This window comes from Actinomadura sp. 3N508 (assembly GCF_044326375.1).
Classification (GTDB): domain Bacteria; phylum Actinomycetota; class Actinomycetes; order Streptosporangiales; family Streptosporangiaceae; genus Spirillospora.
Genome location: NZ_JBIRAX010000008.1, coordinates 172,239 through 189,169 on the forward strand (window position 1 = coordinate 172,239; position 16,931 = coordinate 189,169).

Below are 16,931 nucleotides of genomic sequence, written 5' to 3' on the forward strand. Positions count from 1 at the left end.
CGGCCGGGCTGAGTGGGGTCGTTGCCGTCCAGGACGGTGGGGGTGTGTGCGGTGAGGGCGGTCGAGTGTCCGGGGGCGGAGCGTCGGCTGTTGGTGTGCTCGACGTGTTAGTCGCGTTGGGGATCGTGGCGGGCTGGGACCACCAGGGCCGCTTGTCCACTTGGGCTAGGGGGTTGTCCAGGTGGTCAGGTCCCATAGTTGGTGGGATGGGAGGCGGCGTAGGCGGTGGGTTGCGGCTATCGGGTCCCAGAAGACCTCGTCGCTCTCCAGTTCTAGGGACTGGGCGGCTGTTAGGACGGCGCACAGGAGTTCGTCGCGGGTTCGGACGGCCATGAGCGGGCCTATCTGTGCGACCGCGCCCGAGCTTTCCGAGAGTGTGCGGAGGAGGGACTTGAGGGCGGTCTCGTCCTCGGGCGGACGTATTGGCTCGACGCCCGCCGGGACGCCAGGTTCGACGCGGGCGAGGCCGCGCCTGGCTTTGGCGCCGGGAGGGGTGGAGCCGTTGCTCGGGCGGTCGGCGCCGGCGGAGATCAGCAGGGCGCTGAACGCGCCGGCGAGGTCGTCGGCGGCCTGGCCGGCGAGGAAGTACCGGCGGCGTTCGGGGGAGCCGGGCGCGTCGCCGTTGGGGCCCTCGGCGGTGCGGAACCGGACGTTCAGCCGGCTCGACCGCACGCACCGCTCGTACATCTCGCCGAGGATGTCTTCCAGTTGCGGGTCGCGCGTCCAGAGGCGTCCGGTGGCGGTGACGGCGTCGCCGTGGGAGCGGGGGCGGCCGGTGAGCGCGGCCGTGACGGTGTCGTCCAGCTCGCCCTCGGTGAACTGCAGCAGTTCGGCGACGACGTCCTCGACGTCCTCGAGGGTGCGGGTGAGGGTGCGCTGGAGGTCCAGCATCTCCGCGCCGCCGCGTTCCAGGTCGGCCAGGCGGTCGAGGGCGATCTCGACCCTGTCGTCGGCCGGGCCGCCGCCCGTGCGGGTCACGGCGCGCACGGACGTCTCCACCTCGGTCAGTTTGCGGCGCAGCGCCGCGAGGGTGATCCGTTGCTGTTCGAGGTCGCGCAGGCGTCCTGCTTGTGTGCGGAGGAAATCGTCGGCTTGGTGGACGAGACCCGCCAGCTCCTCCACCTGCCCCGTGTTCTGCCGGAGCCGGCTGTCGAGGGCGGGCAGCACGTCCTGCTTGACCCGCGCCAGCTCGGCGGTGAGCTGCTCGCCCACCGTGACCAGGACGTTGTTCTGCTTCGTGACCTGCTCGTTCAGTTCCTCGATCCGGCGGGAGAAGGCGCTGGCCTGGTTCCGGCTCTGCCTGCCCGCGTAGAGCTCGAGCGCCCCCACGACGAAGCACAGCACCACCAGGACGACCGTCGTCATGACACTCCTCGGACGTGATGGTGATGACCGGACCGGGTTTTGATCGCGACCATAACTTACGATCACGCGCGCCGACCGCCACTTACGTAACCGACTGATCTCAGTGACCGGCCGGTCTCACCGCCCTTATTGCGCCATTCCGTGACCGTTGTTTCGCTCTCGGTCACCGAATTCAGACGCAGCCCTCGAATTGCGGCACGGTGGTGGTGACTTTGAGGCCGACGGGGGCGAACCATTTCTTCAGCAGCACGGGCGCGGTGCCGTCCTGGTACATCCCGGTGATGGCCTTGTTGACCGCTTCGCAGCCGGCCACGTCGGTTTTCCTGATGCCGACGCCGTACGGCTCGTCCGTGAACGGCGCGTTCACGATCTTGAGGGGGCGGCCGCCGGGCGCCCTCGCGGCGAGGCCCGCGAGGATCACGTCGTCGGTCGACACCGCGTCCAGCCTGCCTGCCGCCAGGTCGGTGAGGCAGCGGGCGTATCCGTCCGCCTCGACGGGCAGCGCCGCGACGCCCTGCTCGTCGTGGACGCGCGGGAACGACACCGAACCGGGCACCCTGCACAGGCGCCGGCCCTTGAGGTCGTGGATGTCGCGGATCCCGGCGGCGTCGGACTCGCGGACGAGGACGTCCTGGTGGGCGACGTAGTACGGGCCCGCGAACGACACCTTCACCTTGCGTTCGGGGGTGACGGAGTAGCTGGCCACGACGAGGTCGACGTCGCCGTCCTGGATCATCTTCTCGCGCGTCGCGTAGCCGACCTGCTTGAACGTCACGTTCGCGGCGGTGACGCCGAGGCGCTCGGCGATCTCCTTGGCGATGTCGATGTCGAAGCCCTGGAACGTGCCGCCTGCGGTGCGCTCGCCGACGCCCGGCTGGTCGCCGTTGACGCCGATGACGAGCGTGTCCTTGGTGGCGACGGACGTCTCGCGGGCGTCCGCGATGCCGCATGCCGTGGCCGTCGTCAGGAGCGTTCCGGCCGCCGCCAGCGAAGCCGCCGCGCGAAGGCGGCCGTGCCCGCTGCGCCGGTTCACTTCGACCACCGGTACTCCGCCAGGCGGGGGCGGACGCCGATGAGCACGAGCAGCGCGATGACGACCCCCGCGATCGGCAGGACGGCGTACCAGCCGCGGGTGCCGTCGTCGCCGTCCTTCACGGCCTCGTCGAACGCCTTCTGGTGGATCTGGGCCAGCGCCTGCAGCGACCGGTCGTATTCGGTGAAGTCGGCGGCGGAGGCGCCGCGCGCGGCGACGGCCTGGTCGCGCTTGCCGCCGTGGACGAGGGTCCGCATCTGCCGGTCGTTCGCCTGGACCTTCTGGTAGTTCTTGAGGACCGTGTTCAGCGCGTCCACCATCTGGGACCGGCGCTCGTCCGACTCGGTGGGCCGGTTGGCCTCCGTGCCGAGGAACCCGAGGAACGGCGCGCGTCCCGGCTCGAACGACAGATCCTTCTGGACGGCCGTGTTGTACTCCGTCAGATTCCCGGCCTTCAGGTAAAGGACGGTCTGGGATTTGCTGAGATAGACCTGCTCGTAGGCGTCCGCGCGTCCGGGGTCGAGGAGGAAACGGGTCTCGTCGGCCGCCGCGCTGTTGCTGATGGCGCGCGTCCGGGAAAGGGCGAGGATCGAGTCGAATCCCTCTGCCTTGGCCTTGCGGAGTTGGTCCGCCTGCCCGGACAGCATCGCGGTTCCCGCGACGACCAATACGAAAGTGCCGAGCGTGGCCGCCGCCAGCGGAATGTTCAGAAGCCGCCGGAACCGCCTGGCCAGGAACAGCTGGAACGCGACGAGGACGGCGAGCAGCGCCAGGCCCGTGACGAGGATCCAGGTCCGGCCCGTGAGGACGGCCGAGCGCTTGTCCTCGTAGGTGTGCCGGACGAGGGTGCCGTTGTCGAGCGTCAGGTTGTAGGCCTTGGGCAGCAGGTCCAGCTTCATCAGGTCGGTCGCCTGCTGGTACAGCTTGATGACCTCCTGCGACGGCGGTCCGGACGCGTGCCCGGACTGCTCGTCGAGCAGCAGCGCCTGCCCGGCGAGCCGCTCGTAGCGGCCGAGCGCGTCGAGGACGTCGCGGGCGGTGTTGTCCTCGGTGCGCTCGTCGGCGAGCTTGGCGGCCTTGAGCAGCGCGTTGCCCGCCTTCTGCCGGTTGTCGTTGTAGCGGGCGAGGGCCTGGTCGCGGCCGCCGCCCGCCGCGCCGCCGATCAGCAGCGCGTTCGCGAGCTGGGCGTCCATGTCGGTGAGCTGGAAGTACAGGTCGCCGGTCGCGACGACCTGCGGGCCCGCGTCGTGCCCGATCACCCGGACGCCCTCGCGGGCGTTCGCGATCGCCCACCAGGAGACCGCCAGCAGCGCGATGAGCAGGACGGCCGTCACCGCCGTCAGCGTCCTGATGCGGGACGAGGCCGTGCGCGGCACCAGGCGTGCGACGCCGGTCGGGGGCGTTTCGGGCGTTCGCCTGAGCCGTCCCGTGGAGCCACGGCGGGCGGGCGGGCCCGCCGGGCCGGGCCGCGCGGGCGCGGAGGGGGCGGGCTGTCCCGCGTCGGGAGCGTGCTGCACGGCCGTCATGTCGCCTCGCCTCGGATGAGCGTGATGGTGGTCCATGCCCCCACGTGGATCCGGTCGCCCTCGGACACCGGCACCTCCACGTTGTTCGGGATCGGGTCCATGGACCCGTTCATGCAGGTCCCGTTGGTGGATCCGGGGTCGACGAGCGTCCAGGTGCCGTCCGGCTTGGCCAGCAGGACCGCGTGGACGTGCGAGATCCCGGGGTCCTCGGGCGGCTCGCGCAGGTCGATCTCGGGCGGGGACGGCTGCGCCGAGCCGCGCCGCCCGATGCGGATCTCCCGCCCGGCGAGCGGGATCCGCCGTTCGGGCGCGTACGGCGGGAACGTGAGGGCCGCCGAGTCGGGGCCCTCCTCGGCGACGACCGTGTTGTAGTAGTCGCGGTCGGCCGTCACGACCGCCGTCCAGGCGGCCGGGGGCGGGGCGTGAGCAGGCGGGGCGGGGGCGGCCGGAGCCGCGGCGGCCGCAGCCGGGGTGGCTGGAGCCGCAGCCGGGGCAGCCGGGGCCGGAGCCCGGGAGGCCGGGGCCGGGGTCTCGGGTGTCGCGGGCGCCGGTTCGGCCTCCCGAGGGGGCGGCTGTTGAGATGGGGTCGCCGGGGCGGTCCGCGGTGTCGGCTTGCCGCCGCCCGTGGCGAAGTCGTAGCCGCATGCCTCGCAGAAACGGTCGCTGCCGGGCGTCCCGCAGTCGGGGCACGGCGTCGGGCCGCCGCCCTGACCACGTCCGCCGCCCGGCGAGGACGGCAGGGCCTGCGTGCCCAGCGGGCCGGACTCGCCCGTGCCCCCGCCGGACGGGGAGGCGGGGGACGACGGTTCGATGCGCTCGCCGCAGACGTCGCAGTAGTCGGACGCCTGAGAGGTGTGTCCGTTGGGGCAGCTCGCCATGCTCAGCCCTCGCCCCGTCGGGTGGTGACGGTCTCGTCCTTGCGCGTCCGGACGGTCTTGCTGGAGCGGGTGTCGAGCTCCATCTCGTGGGCCTTGTCGACGTCGCGCTTCAGCCGGACGGTGCCGGTCGCCTCGTCGACGACGTCCACGACGCGGCGCAGCATCGAGGTGATCTCGTCGTTGCCGGCCTCGTTCGCCAGCACCACGGCGCGGCCGAGCCGTGCGGTCGCGGTGTCGAAGTCGCCTTCCTTGCGGGCCTGCAGCCCCTCCTGGATGGCGGCGGCGAGCTCGGCCTGCCCGGTGTAGTGCGCGACCCGCGCGTTGATCCTGGTGGACCGCGCCTCGTCGTCAGTCCACTGCGCCAGGACGTTCCCGCTCGCCAGGACCTGCGCCTCCTCGCCGGGCGCGCCCGGGACGACGAGCTTCACCCACGCCGCCCGCAGCTCCTTGCCGACATCGCCGGGCGGCACCTCGACGCAGACGTGGTAGTCGCGGCTCTCGGCGCCCCACGCGCCGAGCGGGTAGTCGCCGGCCTGCGGCGCCGACTCGACGCGCTTGCCGGTCAGGTCCTCCACCGACGGCAGGACCTGCTTGACGAACCGCAGCCTCGCCGTCTGCGGCGTCCACACGCGCAGCGCGACGTCGGCGACGGACTTGCCCATCGCCGCCTCCGTCATCGCCCGGAAGTCGGCCTCCAGACCGGCCGGGTCGGCGACGATGTCGACGCTGCCGAGCAGCGCGGAGGCGATCTTGCGCAGCTCGGCGACCTCCCAGTCGGTGCCGACGCCGCGGCAGTCGCACACGAACCGGCCGTCGCAGCGGAACAGGACGGCGTCGAGGTCCTCGGCCGTCTCGTGCTGGTTCTTGCCGTCGGTCAGCAGGATCGCGTGCCGGAGGCCGCCCTGTGCCTGGTCAAACAGCTCGTCGGCGAGCCGTAGCCAGGAGCCGATCGCGGTGCCGCCGGACGCCTTCAGCTTGTTCAGCGCGACCTTGGCCTGCTCGCGGCTCTGCGGGGACGCGGCGACCAGGCCGGGCTGCGCCGGGAACACCATCTTCGCGTTGTTGGAACCGGAGATCACCGCGAACTCGACGCCGTCGCGCAGCGTGTCGATCGCGACCTTCGCCGCCTTGACCGCCGCGCGCAGCTTCGTCTCGGGATAGGACATCGAGCCCGAGGTGTCGATGATGATGACCTCGGACGCCTTGGTCGACTGCGGGACCGCCGCCACGGCCCCCTCGGCGGCCGTCGCCTCGACGGACACGATGGCGTGCACCTCGCGGCCGCCCTCGGGCAGGAACTTGTTCTGGTCGATCTTGACGGTGAATTGCGGCTGCTCGCTCATCGGGGCTGCTCCGTGCTCTGCGTCGTGCCTTCGTGGATGCGGCTCTGCGGGGCGGCGGCGGGGGACGGAAGCGGGATGACGGCGACCGTGATGTTGTCACGGCCGCCCGCGTCGAGGGCGTGGCGGACCAGGGTCCGCGCGACGCCGAGCGGATCGGCGGACGGGTCGTGCCCCCGGCCTGACGCGGCTCCGTCAGGAGTGGCCTGGTCGCCGGGTCCGGCGGCCAGGAGCGCCGCGAGGTCTCCTGCCGCCGGGAAGTAGTTCCACAGGCCGTCGCTGCACACCAGCAACGTGCCGGGGCCCGTCGGACGGAACGAGGCGACGTGCGGGCTGACCTCCCCGGCGTCCGCACCCAGCCACGCCGTGATGACGTGCGCGTTCGGATGCGCGTCCGCCTCCGCCTCCGTCAGCGAGCCCTCGGCGACCATGAACGCGGCCCACGAGTCGTCTTCCGTGAGCCTGCGGGACGGGCCGAGCTCCGCCATGTCGCCGGTGCTCACCTCCTCGTCCGGGACCGCCGCGCCAGGGCCGGAGGCGTCGCCGGCCGCATCGCCTTCGCCGGCAGCATTGCCTTCGCCGGGCTCGACGGAGCCGTCCGCGGACAGCCAGTAGGCGCGGCTGTCGCCGATCCAGCCGACCGTGATCCCCGTGCCGCGCGTCACGGCTGACACGTACGTGCACGACGGCGCGTCCGCCGGTGACGTCGCCAGCGCGGCGACGGCCGCGGCGGCCTTGAGGGCGGCGGCGCGGGTGGCGGCCTCGGGGTCCTCGCCGGCGTCGAGAAGCGCCACCAGCTCGGCGGCGCCCGCCTCGGCGGCGGCGCGGGACGCCTCCTCGGGACGCTGCGAGGAGCCGACGCCGTCCGACACGACGGTCGCGACCCCGGCGGAGTGGACGGCGATGGCGAGCGCGTCCTCGTTGCGGCTGTAGCGCCGCCCGCGGTCGCTCGCCCCCGCGGCGATCAGCGACCGCGTTCCGTTCGCGGCCCCCGTCCCCGCCCCCGCCGATCCGGCCGCCGGGATCTCGATCTCGACGTGGTCGCGTTCGGCGGGCTGGCGCAGGCCGCAGGACTCGCAGTAGCCCTCCGCGTCGATCGCCGTCCCGGTGCAGCCCGGGCACGGGCCCGCGGGCGCCGGAGGCGGTTCCGCCGGGGGCTGCTCGATCGTCGCGTCCGGACGTCCCACGAGGGTGGCCTCGGCGGGCGGGGCGTCGGCGAGGCGGTGCCCGCACTCCTCGCAGAAGATCTCGCCCGCGTACACGATCTCGCCGCACACCGGGCACGACGGCTCCGCGGCCTTCGCCGCGTGCTGGTCGCCGGTCACAGCAGCGTCCTCGGGCGGACGGCGTTGGCGGAGTCGACGAGCCGCCGGCATTCGTCCCGGTCCCGGGTGCGCCGGGCCAGCTCCCGGTACGTCCGCTCCAGCAGGCGGCGCAGCTGCGGCTCCGCGAGCGGGGTGCCGAGGACGGACCCGCCCCGCGTCCCGGCCGCAGCGCCCGGCCCGTCGAGGAGCCAGTCGAGCGCGGCCTCCAGGACCTCGGCGGCGAGCCGGTCGCGGCGCTCCCCGTCCAGGTCGAGTGCGGTGAGGCGGTCACCGGCCGCGACCAGCTCGACCGCCGTCATCTCCGCGGGCGCGCGCCCGCGCACCGCCGTCGCGACGGCCGCCACCTGCGCGGGCAGGTACCGGATGGAGATCTTCGGCACCGAGTCCAGCGCGGCGACGGCGGCGGCCCGGTCGCCCGCCGCCAGATGGACGCGGGCGAGGCCGAACGCGGCGTTGATGTAGCTCTGGTCGGTGCGCCACACCATGTCGTACAGGCGGACGGCCTCGTGCGGCGCCGTCCGTTCCCGGCAGTAGGCGAGGGCCAGCTTGGGCGCGGCCTCACCCGGCAGCAGCCCGTACAGGCGGTCGAACCAGGGTTCGGCCTCGGCGACCCGGCCCTGCGCGAGGAGCCCGACGGCGCGGTACCAGTCGACCCGCCAGTCGCCGGGACGTTCGGCGTCCAGCTCGTCCAGCAGCGCCTGCGCCTCGGCCGCCGCGCCCAGCTCGATGTGCACGCGGGCGAGCGCGAGCCTGACCTCGGGCGTGCGCTCGGGCGCGTTCTTCGCCGCCTCCACGACCTGCTCGGGCTCCAGCGCGCTGAGGCCCGAGACGAACGCGGAGGCCGGGTCGGACCCGTCCACCAGCGGGACCGGCAGCGCCGCGGCGGCCACCGCCGGCGGGACGGGCGGCAACGCCGACTCCTCGGACTCGCCGCCCGCCATCCGCGTCGCGAACCGCTCCGGACCGAACAGCCCGGACGGGGCCGGACGCGGCACGCCGTCCTCGGCGGCCAGCACCTCGCGCAGCACGCCGGTGAGCTGCTCCGCCATCTCCGCCGCGTCCTGAAACCGCTCCGCGGGCTCGTGGTGTGTGGCCCTGCGCAGGAACCGGTCGAACGACTCGAACCGCTGCAGCACCGGGATCTGTGCGCGGTCCGGCAGCGAGTTCGTGAACGTCCTGGTGAAGCCGCGGAACGGGAAGCTCAGCACCGCCAGCGCCCGCCCGACCGTGTACAGGTCGGACGAGATGGACGGCCCGGCGTGGGCGATCTCCGGCGCCTGGTAGCCGACCGTGCCGTAGATGGCGCCGCTCGGATCGTCCAGCCGCCGGACGCCGCCGAGGTCGATCAGCCGGAGCTGCTCCTCGGACTGGATCACGTTGTCCGGCTTGAAGTCGCAGTAGACCAGGCCCTGCGCGTGCAGGTACTCGAACGCGCGCAGCACCTCCAGCCCGTACGCGATGGCCTGCGCCAGCGGCAGGTGCTTCTCGCCCGACGGCTGCGGCTGCTGGAGCAGGATGTCCTTGAGCGACTGGCCGCCGACGTACTCCATGACGATGTAGCCGTCGCCGTCATGCTGGACGAAGTTGTAGATCTTGACGATGTTGGGGTGCTCGACCTCGGCGAGGAACGCGCGCTCGGCGGCCGCGGCCGCCATGGCGTCGGCGTCACCGCTGTCCAGCAGGCCCTTGAGCACCACCCAGCGGTCGCTGACGTTGCGGTCCTTGGCCAGGTAGATCCAGCCGAGGCCGCCGTGTGCGAGGCAGCCGAGCACGTCGTACTGCCCGCCGAGGAGATCGCCCGGATGGAGCTTCGGCGTGAACGAGAACCTGGTCCCGCACTTCGGGCAGAACCCCTCGGTGCGGCCGGGCTGGCCGCCGCGTCCCCGCCCGACCGGATGGTCGCAGTTGCTGCAGAAACGCTTGCCCTCCGCGACCTGCGGGTCACTCATCACCGCGGTGGCCGGGTCCCGGTAGGGGACGCGTGGCACCTCGACCAGCCCCGCGCCGAGCATGCCCCGCCGCGCGGACGAACGCGAGGACCCGGTTCGCGTGCTGCCCGTCCGGGTGGTCCCGGAGGTGCCGCCCGTGCTCGTGCTACCGGAGGCGCCCGCCCGCGCGGTGAGCGTCGTGTGGGCGGGCGGGGAGCCGCACACGTCGCAGTAGCCGTCCATGATCGTCCCGGTGCAGTTCGGCATCCGGCACGCGTCGGGCGGCAGCGCAACCGGCGCTTGCGGCGCGGGCACGCCGGCGGCGGCGCTCACCGGGGGGTTGCCGCAGATGTCGCAGTAGCCGTCCGAGATCGTCCCCGTGCACCCGGGCTGCGCGCACGCGTTCGGCGAGGACGGCGGAACGGGCGGCGGCCCGGACGGCGCGGCCACGCCGCACTGGAGGCAGTACCCGCCGTCAATGGTCCCGGTACAGCCCGGCTCCGTGCACTGGCTCATCGTTCTCCTTGAAGCGTGGAGACCCCCGCCAGCAGGCGTGGGGAGGAAACGCGGCACGGCGCCGCAGAAATCCGAACATGTGTGCGACTCGCGGTCACTCTACGGGTATGATGTATGACATGACGCAGTCGGTGAAGCGGGGGTACAAGTACCGCTTCTATCCGACCCCCGATCAGGCCGCCGAGTTCGCCCGGACGTTCGGGTGCGTGCGCCTGGTCTACAACAAGGCGCTGGCCGAACGCTCTCGCGCCTACACCGCCGAGGGCCGCACGATCACCTACGCGCAGACCTCCGCGATGCTGACCGCGTGGAAGAAGACCCCGGAGCTGGCGTTTCTGGGCGAGGTGTCCTCGGTCCCGTTGCAGCAGGCCCTGCGGCACCTGCAAGCAGGGTTCGCCAACTTCTTCGCCAAGCGCGCCAACTACCCGACGTTCGAGTCCCGCAAGAAGTCCCGGGCGTCGGCGGAGTACACCCGGTCGGCGTTCCGCTGGCGGGACGGGACACTGACACTGGCGAAGATGGACGGGCCGCTGCGCATCGTGTGGTCGCGTCCGTTGCCGGCAGGCGCCGACCCGTCCACCGTCACGGTAAGCCTGGATGCCGCCGGACGCTGGTTCGTGTCCATCCTGGTGCAGGAGACGACCAGCCCGCTGCCGCCCGCCGGGCAGGTGGTGGGCGTGGACGCGGGGATCACGTCCTTGGTGGCCCTGTCCACCGGGGAGAAGGTCACCAACCCCCGCCACGAGCGGCGCGACCGGCGCAGGCTGGCCAAAGCCCAGCAGGCGCTGTCCCGCAAGGAGCCGGGGTCGAAGAACCGAGACAAGGCCCGGCAACGCGTTGCGCGGATCTATGCCCGGATCGCCGACCGCAGGCGGGATTTTCTGCACAAGCTCACCACTCGGCTCGTCCGTGAGAACCAAACGGTCGTGATCGAGGACCTCACCGTCACCAACATGCTCGGCAACCATGCGCTGGCCCGCGCGATCTCTGATGCCGCCTGGCGCCAGATGCGCGACATGCTGGAGTACAAGACCGCCTGGTACGGCCGCGAACTCATCGTGATCGACCGGTGGTTCCCCAGCTCGAAGCTGTGTAGCGGGTGCGGAACCCGGCACGACGCGATGCCGCTGAACGTCCGGTCCTGGCAGTGCGCCTGCGGCGCGGTGCACGACCGTGATGTGAACGCGGCCCGCAACATCCTCGCGGCCGGGCTGGCCGAGAGATGAAACGCCTGTGGAGCCGGTGTAAGACCCCAAGGGCGCAAGCCCGGCGGGCGACTGGCGGCGAAGCAGGAAACCCGACCCGCGAGGGCCGGAACCCCCCGGCTTCAGCCGTGGGGAAGAAGTCAACGCTCCACTCCTTTCGTCCGCGCGTTGATGGCCTGTTGGTATCCCGACAGAGTCACGGTCGCCTTTCGCAGATCGCAGGGGGAGGTCCACAGCAGTTCGCGGGCCTGCTCGTAGATCTGGATCAGCTCGGTGTCCTCGGCGTGGCCGAGTCTCGCAGCCTTCACGCGGTACCCCTCCAGACGTCCGCGGAGTTCCTCGCGCCGGTCCAGCAGGCCGCGGATCACGCCGGCGGCCTCCCGCGTCCGGGCCAGCGCGTCGTTGGCCGCCCGCTCCAGGCCGGCGACCCGCTGCGCCAGATCGCTCCAGCCCACGCCCTGCGCGGGCCGGGCGACCGCGGCGAGCCGGTCGGCCAGCGCTGCGGACAGCTCGGGCAGCTCCGGCAGCGTCGGGTTGACGATCTTGGCGAGGACCTCGTCGCGGACCTGGCGGGCCTCCGCCTCCGTCGCGTGCAGCTGGTCCAGGACGGCGGCGACGGCGCGGACCCGGTCGGCGAACCCGTCGCGCAGCCGCTCCGCCTCCTCCAGCCCGCGGCGTACTTCGGCGAGCCCCGTTCGGAGCGCGTCCAGCCGCCCGGTGTCGGCGCGGCCGTCGCGCGCCAGCGCCATCGGGTCGCTGCGCACCACGGCGGCGACGGCGGCGAGATCGGCGCGGAGCCGGTCGAGTTCCGGCTCCGTCCCGCCCAGGGACTCCAGCAGCTCCTCCGCTCCCCGCCGCTCCGCCTCCACCTCCGCCAGCCGTGACAGCAGCGCGGACCAGACGGCGTCCAGCGCCGCGACGGCCCGCGCGGCCTCCTCGTACAGCGGCGTCATCCGCTCGACCGCGGCCCGCAGCGTCAGCTTCTCGCCGGACGGGACGGACAGCAGCGTCCGCCGCTCCAGCGGCACCTCCTCGGCGGGCAGTTCCACCGACGGGCCCGCGAGCAGCCAGGTCAGCTCTTTGAGCTGCGTCTGACCCGGCTTGCCGTGGCGGGCCCGCAGTTCTTCGGCGGCGCCGAGCACGCGCCCGTACACGTCGAACAGGGCCCACAGCGAGGCCAGCCCCGCCCGCACCTCGGACCGCAGGCGCTGCGTCTCCCCGTCGAGCGCCGCCCCTTCCAGCAGCTGGTAGCCCTGGTGGGCCTCCAATTCGAGCAGGGCCGCGCTGATGCGCTCCCGTTCGTCGCGGAGCCGTGCCAGCGCCCGGTCCGCCTCATCGCGGCTCATCGGGGGCCGGCCCACCCGCGCGTCACTCAACGCCGGTCCACGGTCGGCCCATGTTCGCCCCGATTCCCCCACATAGAGCACGTTTTGGTGCCCAAGTTTTCACCATCGGAGGTCGCCTTCTCAACCGCGATCCCGATCATCGTCGACCGCGGCGCCGAAGCTGTGTCACGTGACGCGAACCGAGCGTCCTCCGCACTCCAAAATGTCAGTGTTCGAACGTATGATCGAATCATGGCGAACGTTGCGACGCACCCTCAGACCGTCCCCACCGCGACCGCCCCGCTCACCGCGGCCGAGATCGCCGCCCTCGCGCTCTCGCTCGCGCACCTCGGCACCGGCCCGCAGGCCACGACCGCGCGCCGCGCCCTGCACACCCTCCTCGACGCCGCGCCCCACGACGACGTGGTCACCACCACGCTCGCCACCCTCACCAAGCCCCTCGACGCCTCCACCTCCGACCGCGCCCGCGTGGTCGCCGCCGCCATCACCGAGCACCGCGTCGTCCGGCTCTGCTACGGCGACGCCGGCGCCAACGTCACGATCCGCGAGGTCGAGCCCGTCACCTGCCTCGTCCACCGCGACCACTGGTACCTCGTCGGCTGGTGCCGCATGCGCCGCGGCGTCCGCGCCTTCCGCTTCGACCGCATCCTCGCCGTCGAGTCCACCGGCCTCATCGCCCGCCACCGCCGCGCCGACCACTACCTCCCCTTCCAGAAGCGAAAGGCCGTGTAACCCAGGGGGCCGGGCTCAAGAGTTGTGGCTGTAGATGCTGTTGACGGCGGGCTGGCCCGTGTAGTTCGGGCCGGCTCCGTCGTCGGCGCCTAGGTAGTGGTAGGGGAGCTCTATTTCTCGGCGGCCGCGTAGGGAGATGCGGTGGCGCCGGGAGTCGTAGGTGAAGCCCGTTTCGCGGAGGGCGGTCGTTAGGCGGCGGCCTGCTGGGGTGTCGTTGGGGAGGCGGATGCTCCGGGTGTCGAAGTTGGCGATGAGCAGGCCGTCCTCGGTCAGCCAGGAGGCGGCGCGGGAGAGGAGGCCGAGTTTGTCGCCGATGTAGTGCAGGCCGTGCACGCAGGTGATCAGGTTGGACGGGGTGTCCGGCTCCCACGTCGTTACCGAGGCGGTGATCAGCTGCAACGAGGCCGGAGGTGGGGCTTGGACGAAATGGTCCACCAGGTCCACGCCCACGATCCTTGTCCCGGCGGGGAGCCGGGTTGTGGCCTCGGTCAGGGCTCGGGCGGTGCCGCAGCACAGGTCTAGCCAACGGCCGTGACCCACCTCGGCGACGATGTCGATGCCCAGTTCGCGGGTGTAGGCGGCGAGGGTGCGTTCGCGGTTCATGAGGTTGTTGGCGACGACCGGTGAGCGTTCCAAGGCGGCATCGGGCAGGGGCATAGGGGGATTCTGGCACCGGATTCAGACGGTGACGGTGTGGTCTACGGCGGCGGCCACCACTGCCTTCACGTCATGGGTGCGGGAGTAGATGGCGCGCTGGAACTGGGCGCCGTTGCCTCGCTCCAGGACGGCGTCCAGCATCCCCTTGACCTTGTCGAGGTCGCCTGAGCGGTCCAGGGCCGGGGTCAGGTGGTCGAGGAGCGCGCCGATGACCTGGTGGGCGGGGGCGGCGCAGCGGGTGGACGGGTGGACGAGCTCGTCGCGCAGCCCGGAGCGTCCGGCGCGCCACATCGCCAGCCGCATCAGGTCGGCCCGGACCGGGTCGGGCGGGTCGCCGTCGCGCCAGGCGCCGGCCGCCGTGTCCACCAGGGCGCGGACGAGGGCGGCCAGCAGCACGGCGTCGTCGGGGTTCAGGCACACGTCGGGGACGCGGATCTCCACCGTGGGGTAGTGCCGCGACAGGCGGGCGTCGAAGTAGATCATGCCTTCGTCGAGGAGTGCGCCGGTGGCGAGCAGGGCCTCGACCGTCGTCCGGTACGCCTTGGCCGAGCCGAACAGTTCCGTCGGGCCGCTGGAGGGCCACCGTCCCCACACCTGGTGCCGCCAGCTGTCGTAGCCGGTGTCGGCGCCCTGCCAGAACGGCGAGTTCGCGCTGAGCGCCAGCAGCGGCGGCAGCCACGGCCGGATCCGGTCGAGGACGGCGACGCCCTCGTCCGGGGACTCGATGCCGACGTGGACGTGGCAGCCGCAGGTCAGCTGGTCGTCCATGGCGGGCCCGTAGGCGACCAGCATGCGCTGGTAGCGGTGCGAGGGCGTCAGCGACGGGCGGACGGCGACCGGCGACGTCGCGAGCGCCGCGACCGAGACGCCGGCCCCGGCGGCCGACTGCGCCGCCGCCAGCCGCGCCGACCTGACGTGTTCGGAGAGCTCGGCGAGGGACGTGCAGACAGGGGTGGCCGTCTCCAGTTGCTCGCGCTGCAGTTCGGTCATCAGCGCCTTGGAGCGCCGCCCGCCGGTGAGGAACAGCTCGTCGTGCCGCTGGGCGTACCGGATGACGGATCCGGAGACCGCCTGCGGCACGCCGGTCGCCGGATCGACGAGGAGCAGCTCCTCCTCCACCCCGAACGTGCGCGGACCTGTGCGAAGTGTCACCAGATGGTTGTGCCCGTCCGTGCACCGATGTACGTCCCGCGCGGGGCTCGTCCTGGCAGGAACGCCCTGCTTACAATGCGCGCGCTTGACCGAACGCTTGGTCAGAAATGAGGTGGTATGTCGTACCTTGTCGGCCATTGGTCCGCCGGACATCGCGGCAGGCAGGCACTGCGGGCGATCATCGAGCATCCGGATCTCGAGCTCGCCGGGGTGGTGGTCGGCGACCATCGCGAGGAAGGGCTGGACGCCGCCGAGCTGGCCGGGACCGGCCGCCCGACCGGCGTGCTCGCCACCGCGGACCCCGGCCCGCTGCTCGCCCTCCGCCCGCATGCGGTCAGCCACACGGCCGCCGGCTCTGACCGGGTCGTGGACGATCTGTGCCGCATCCTGAAGTCCGGTGCCGGGGTCGTCACGGACGCCCTGACCTCGATGATCCATCCGGCGTCCGCCGATCAGGCGGTCGTGCGGCGGCTGCGCGCGGCGTGCGCCACCGGTGGCTCCGCGTGTCTCAGTGCCGGCCCCGGGCCCATGACCGACATGCTGCCGCTGCTGCTCAGCGGTGCGAGCCTTCACCTCGACGGCATCAAGATCACTGAGGTCATGTGCCATGGCCGCGGGGACGAGGTTCGCGAGTTCGGGTTCGGCGGGCCGATCGGGCACCGGCCGCCGGTCGTGCGGCGGGGCGTGCCGACGCTGATGTGGGGGTCGATGATCCGGCTCATCGCCGATCAGCTGGCCATACCGCTGGACGACTTCGAGGAGACCTACGAGCTGTGCCCGGCGCCCGAGTCGTTCGACACCCCCGCAGGGCGGATCGGCAAGGGGACGACGGCGGGCCTGCGGTTCCAGGTGTCGGGCCTGCACCGTGGGCGTCCCGTGATCACTGTCGAGCACGTCGCCCGGCTGCGCGAGGACCTCGCGCCGCACTGGCCCGCGCCGCCGTTCGGCGAGCCCGGCGGGTACCGCGTCGAGATCGCCGGGGAGCCGCCGTGGCGGCTGGACGTCGCCGGCCCCGGCGCCGCCGACCCGTCCGTCCCCGGGACGCTCGCGACCGCGCTGCGCCTGGTCAACGCCCTCCCCGCGGTGGCCGAGGCCCGGCCGGGGCTGCACACCCCGCTGACCCTGCCGCCGCTCACCGGCCGCCGGCGCCTCCGCCGAGCCACCCGCTGAGCAGCGCGCCCGTCTCGTGCAGGCGGTCGACATAGAGCATGTGCCCGGCCTCGATCTCGCTGATCGCGAGGCCCGGGCCGAGCGCCGTGCGGCAGTCGACCACGAACTCGGGCCGCACCAGGTCCGCCTGCGTCGCGATCACCAGGTGGGTGGGGACGCCGACCGGCGGCGGGACGTGCGGACGCGCCATCTCCGAGTACGCGACGACGATCGCGGCCGGTTCGTAGCGCCAGCGCAGCCGCCCGTCCGGGCAGTGCTGGAGGTGTGCGGCGATCTCGTCGTCCACGGCTTGGTCCGGTGCCGCTGACCAGCGTGCTGTGAGTGCCGCGCGCGCCTCCGTGATGTCGCCCCATGATGCCGGCGTCATGTAACCGCGCGCTTCCTGGGCCGCCTTGGCGGGGTCTAGCCCGATCGCCGGGTCGAGCAGGACGAGCCGCCGCACCCGCCGCGGCGCGGCCCGGGCCAGATGCAGCGCGATCATCCCGCCGTAGGAGTGCCCGACGAGGTCGGCCCGTTCGACGCCCTCCAGGTCGAACATGGCCAGCAGGTCGGCGACGTGCTGCTCGACCGTCCACGGCGGCTCGTGCGGCGAGTTCCCGTGGCCGCGCAGGTCGGGCGCCAGGACGGGCCGGTCCGCCAGGTACCGCTCGGCCGTCCGGCGCCAGCGTCCCCCATGGCCCGTGACCCCGTGCAGCAGAACGACCGGATCGCCCGCTGTATCCCCATACCGATGCACATGCAGCGCCGCGTCCGTCATG

General features: G+C 72.6%; 13 protein-coding genes and 1 pseudogene. 3 read left to right on the forward strand and 11 right to left on the reverse strand.

The genetic code is table 11. The annotated features are described in order from the left end of the window. Nucleotides 1-165 precede the first annotated feature (165 nt). From ACH34S_RS27285 to ACH34S_RS27315, 7 genes are all read right to left on the reverse strand, one after another. The gene (locus tag ACH34S_RS27285; protein ID WP_395955654.1) at nucleotides 166-1,365 is read right to left on the reverse strand and encodes a hypothetical protein; all 1,200 of its coding nucleotides are present in this window, start codon (nucleotides 1,363-1,365) and stop codon (nucleotides 166-168) included. A 172-nt stretch (nucleotides 1,366-1,537) separates the two neighbouring features. Next, nucleotides 1,538-2,407 (reverse strand): glutamate ABC transporter substrate-binding protein, encoded by an 870-nt coding sequence (locus ACH34S_RS27290; RefSeq protein ID WP_395955655.1) that lies wholly within the window; start codon nucleotides 2,405-2,407, stop codon nucleotides 1,538-1,540. Further along, nucleotides 2,395-3,924: a hypothetical protein gene (locus ACH34S_RS27295; protein ID WP_395955656.1), complete on the reverse strand. Its 1,530-nt coding sequence runs from the start codon at nucleotides 3,922-3,924 to the stop codon at nucleotides 2,395-2,397. Before ACH34S_RS27295 ends, ACH34S_RS27290 begins: the two co-directional genes overlap by 13 nt. Next, a complete protein-coding gene (locus ACH34S_RS27300; RefSeq protein WP_395955657.1) occupies nucleotides 3,921-4,802 on the reverse strand; it encodes an FHA domain-containing protein in 882 nt (293 codons plus the stop codon). Before ACH34S_RS27300 ends, ACH34S_RS27295 begins: the two co-directional genes overlap by 4 nt. A gap of 2 nt (nucleotides 4,803-4,804) precedes the next feature. Continuing rightward, nucleotides 4,805-6,145: a VWA domain-containing protein gene (locus ACH34S_RS27305; protein WP_395955658.1), complete on the reverse strand. Its 1,341-nt coding sequence runs from the start codon at nucleotides 6,143-6,145 to the stop codon at nucleotides 4,805-4,807. After that, nucleotides 6,142-7,467 (reverse strand): PP2C family protein-serine/threonine phosphatase, encoded by a 1,326-nt coding sequence (locus ACH34S_RS27310; protein ID WP_395955659.1) that lies wholly within the window; start codon nucleotides 7,465-7,467, stop codon nucleotides 6,142-6,144. Before ACH34S_RS27310 ends, ACH34S_RS27305 begins: the two co-directional genes overlap by 4 nt. Then, nucleotides 7,464-9,911 (reverse strand): tetratricopeptide repeat protein, encoded by a 2,448-nt coding sequence (locus ACH34S_RS27315; RefSeq protein ID WP_395955660.1) that lies wholly within the window; start codon nucleotides 9,909-9,911, stop codon nucleotides 7,464-7,466. The genes ACH34S_RS27310 and ACH34S_RS27315 overlap by 4 nt, the downstream gene beginning before the upstream one ends. 119 nt (nucleotides 9,912-10,030) lie before the next feature. Here ACH34S_RS27315 and ACH34S_RS27320 point away from each other — a divergent pair. Next, nucleotides 10,031-11,218: pseudogene (locus ACH34S_RS27320) on the forward strand (RNA-guided endonuclease InsQ/TnpB family protein); the annotation flags it as partial. Nucleotides 11,219-11,256: 38 nt separating this feature from the next. Here ACH34S_RS27320 and ACH34S_RS27325 read toward each other — a convergent pair. Further along, nucleotides 11,257-12,462: a hypothetical protein gene (locus ACH34S_RS27325; protein WP_395955661.1), complete on the reverse strand. Its 1,206-nt coding sequence runs from the start codon at nucleotides 12,460-12,462 to the stop codon at nucleotides 11,257-11,259. Nucleotides 12,463-12,693: 231 nt separating this feature from the next. Here ACH34S_RS27325 and ACH34S_RS27330 point away from each other — a divergent pair, with 231 nt between their 5' ends. Beyond that, nucleotides 12,694-13,194 (forward strand): helix-turn-helix transcriptional regulator, encoded by a 501-nt coding sequence (locus tag ACH34S_RS27330; RefSeq protein WP_395955662.1) that lies wholly within the window; start codon nucleotides 12,694-12,696, stop codon nucleotides 13,192-13,194. Nucleotides 13,195-13,209: 15 nt separating this feature from the next. Here the strand turns inward: ACH34S_RS27330 and ACH34S_RS27335 are convergent, their stop codons facing one another. Beyond that, on the reverse strand, nucleotides 13,210-13,851 hold the full coding sequence (locus tag ACH34S_RS27335) for a class I SAM-dependent methyltransferase (RefSeq protein ID WP_395955663.1): 642 nt from the start codon (nucleotides 13,849-13,851) through the stop codon (nucleotides 13,210-13,212). A gap of 21 nt (nucleotides 13,852-13,872) precedes the next feature. After that, nucleotides 13,873-15,003, reverse strand: a complete 1,131-nt coding sequence (locus ACH34S_RS27340; RefSeq protein WP_395955664.1) for a glutamate--cysteine ligase — start codon at nucleotides 15,001-15,003, stop codon at nucleotides 13,873-13,875. A gap of 117 nt (nucleotides 15,004-15,120) precedes the next feature. Here ACH34S_RS27340 and ACH34S_RS27345 point away from each other — a divergent pair, with 117 nt between their 5' ends. After that, a complete protein-coding gene (locus tag ACH34S_RS27345; RefSeq protein WP_395955665.1) occupies nucleotides 15,121-16,173 on the forward strand; it encodes a hypothetical protein in 1,053 nt (350 codons plus the stop codon). On the opposite strand, the gene ACH34S_RS27350 is transcribed toward ACH34S_RS27345, so the two are convergent. After that, nucleotides 16,136-16,930: an alpha/beta fold hydrolase gene (locus ACH34S_RS27350; RefSeq protein ID WP_395955666.1), complete on the reverse strand. Its 795-nt coding sequence runs from the start codon at nucleotides 16,928-16,930 to the stop codon at nucleotides 16,136-16,138. The genes ACH34S_RS27345 and ACH34S_RS27350 overlap by 38 nt on opposite strands. Nucleotide 16,931 lies beyond the last annotated feature (1 nt).

What these genes read in the sequence shown, in the direction of transcription:
- ACH34S_RS27285 (WP_395955654.1), bottom strand. Translation starts at nt 1,365, where the DNA reads ATGACGACGGTCGTCCTGGTGGTGCTGTGCTTCGTCGTGGGGGCGCTC.
- ACH34S_RS27295 (WP_395955656.1), bottom strand. Translation starts at nt 3,924, where the DNA reads ATGACGGCCGTGCAGCACGCTCCCGACGCGGGACAGCCCGCCCCCTCC.
- ACH34S_RS27300 (WP_395955657.1), bottom strand. Translation starts at nt 4,802, where the DNA reads ATGGCGAGCTGCCCCAACGGACACACCTCTCAGGCGTCCGACTACTGC.
- ACH34S_RS27305 (WP_395955658.1), bottom strand. Translation starts at nt 6,145, where the DNA reads ATGAGCGAGCAGCCGCAATTCACCGTCAAGATCGACCAGAACAAGTTC.
- ACH34S_RS27315 (WP_395955660.1), bottom strand. Translation starts at nt 9,911, where the DNA reads ATGAGCCAGTGCACGGAGCCGGGCTGTACCGGGACCATTGACGGCGGG.
- ACH34S_RS27325 (WP_395955661.1), bottom strand. Translation starts at nt 12,462, where the DNA reads ATGAGCCGCGATGAGGCGGACCGGGCGCTGGCACGGCTCCGCGACGAA.
- ACH34S_RS27330 (WP_395955662.1), top strand. Translation starts at nt 12,694, where the DNA reads ATGGCGAACGTTGCGACGCACCCTCAGACCGTCCCCACCGCGACCGCC.
- ACH34S_RS27335 (WP_395955663.1), bottom strand. Translation starts at nt 13,851, where the DNA reads ATGCCCCTGCCCGATGCCGCCTTGGAACGCTCACCGGTCGTCGCCAAC.
- ACH34S_RS27345 (WP_395955665.1), top strand. Translation starts at nt 15,121, where the DNA reads ATGTCGTACCTTGTCGGCCATTGGTCCGCCGGACATCGCGGCAGGCAG.
- ACH34S_RS27350 (WP_395955666.1), bottom strand. Translation starts at nt 16,930, where the DNA reads ATGACGGACGCGGCGCTGCATGTGCATCGGTATGGGGATACAGCGGGC.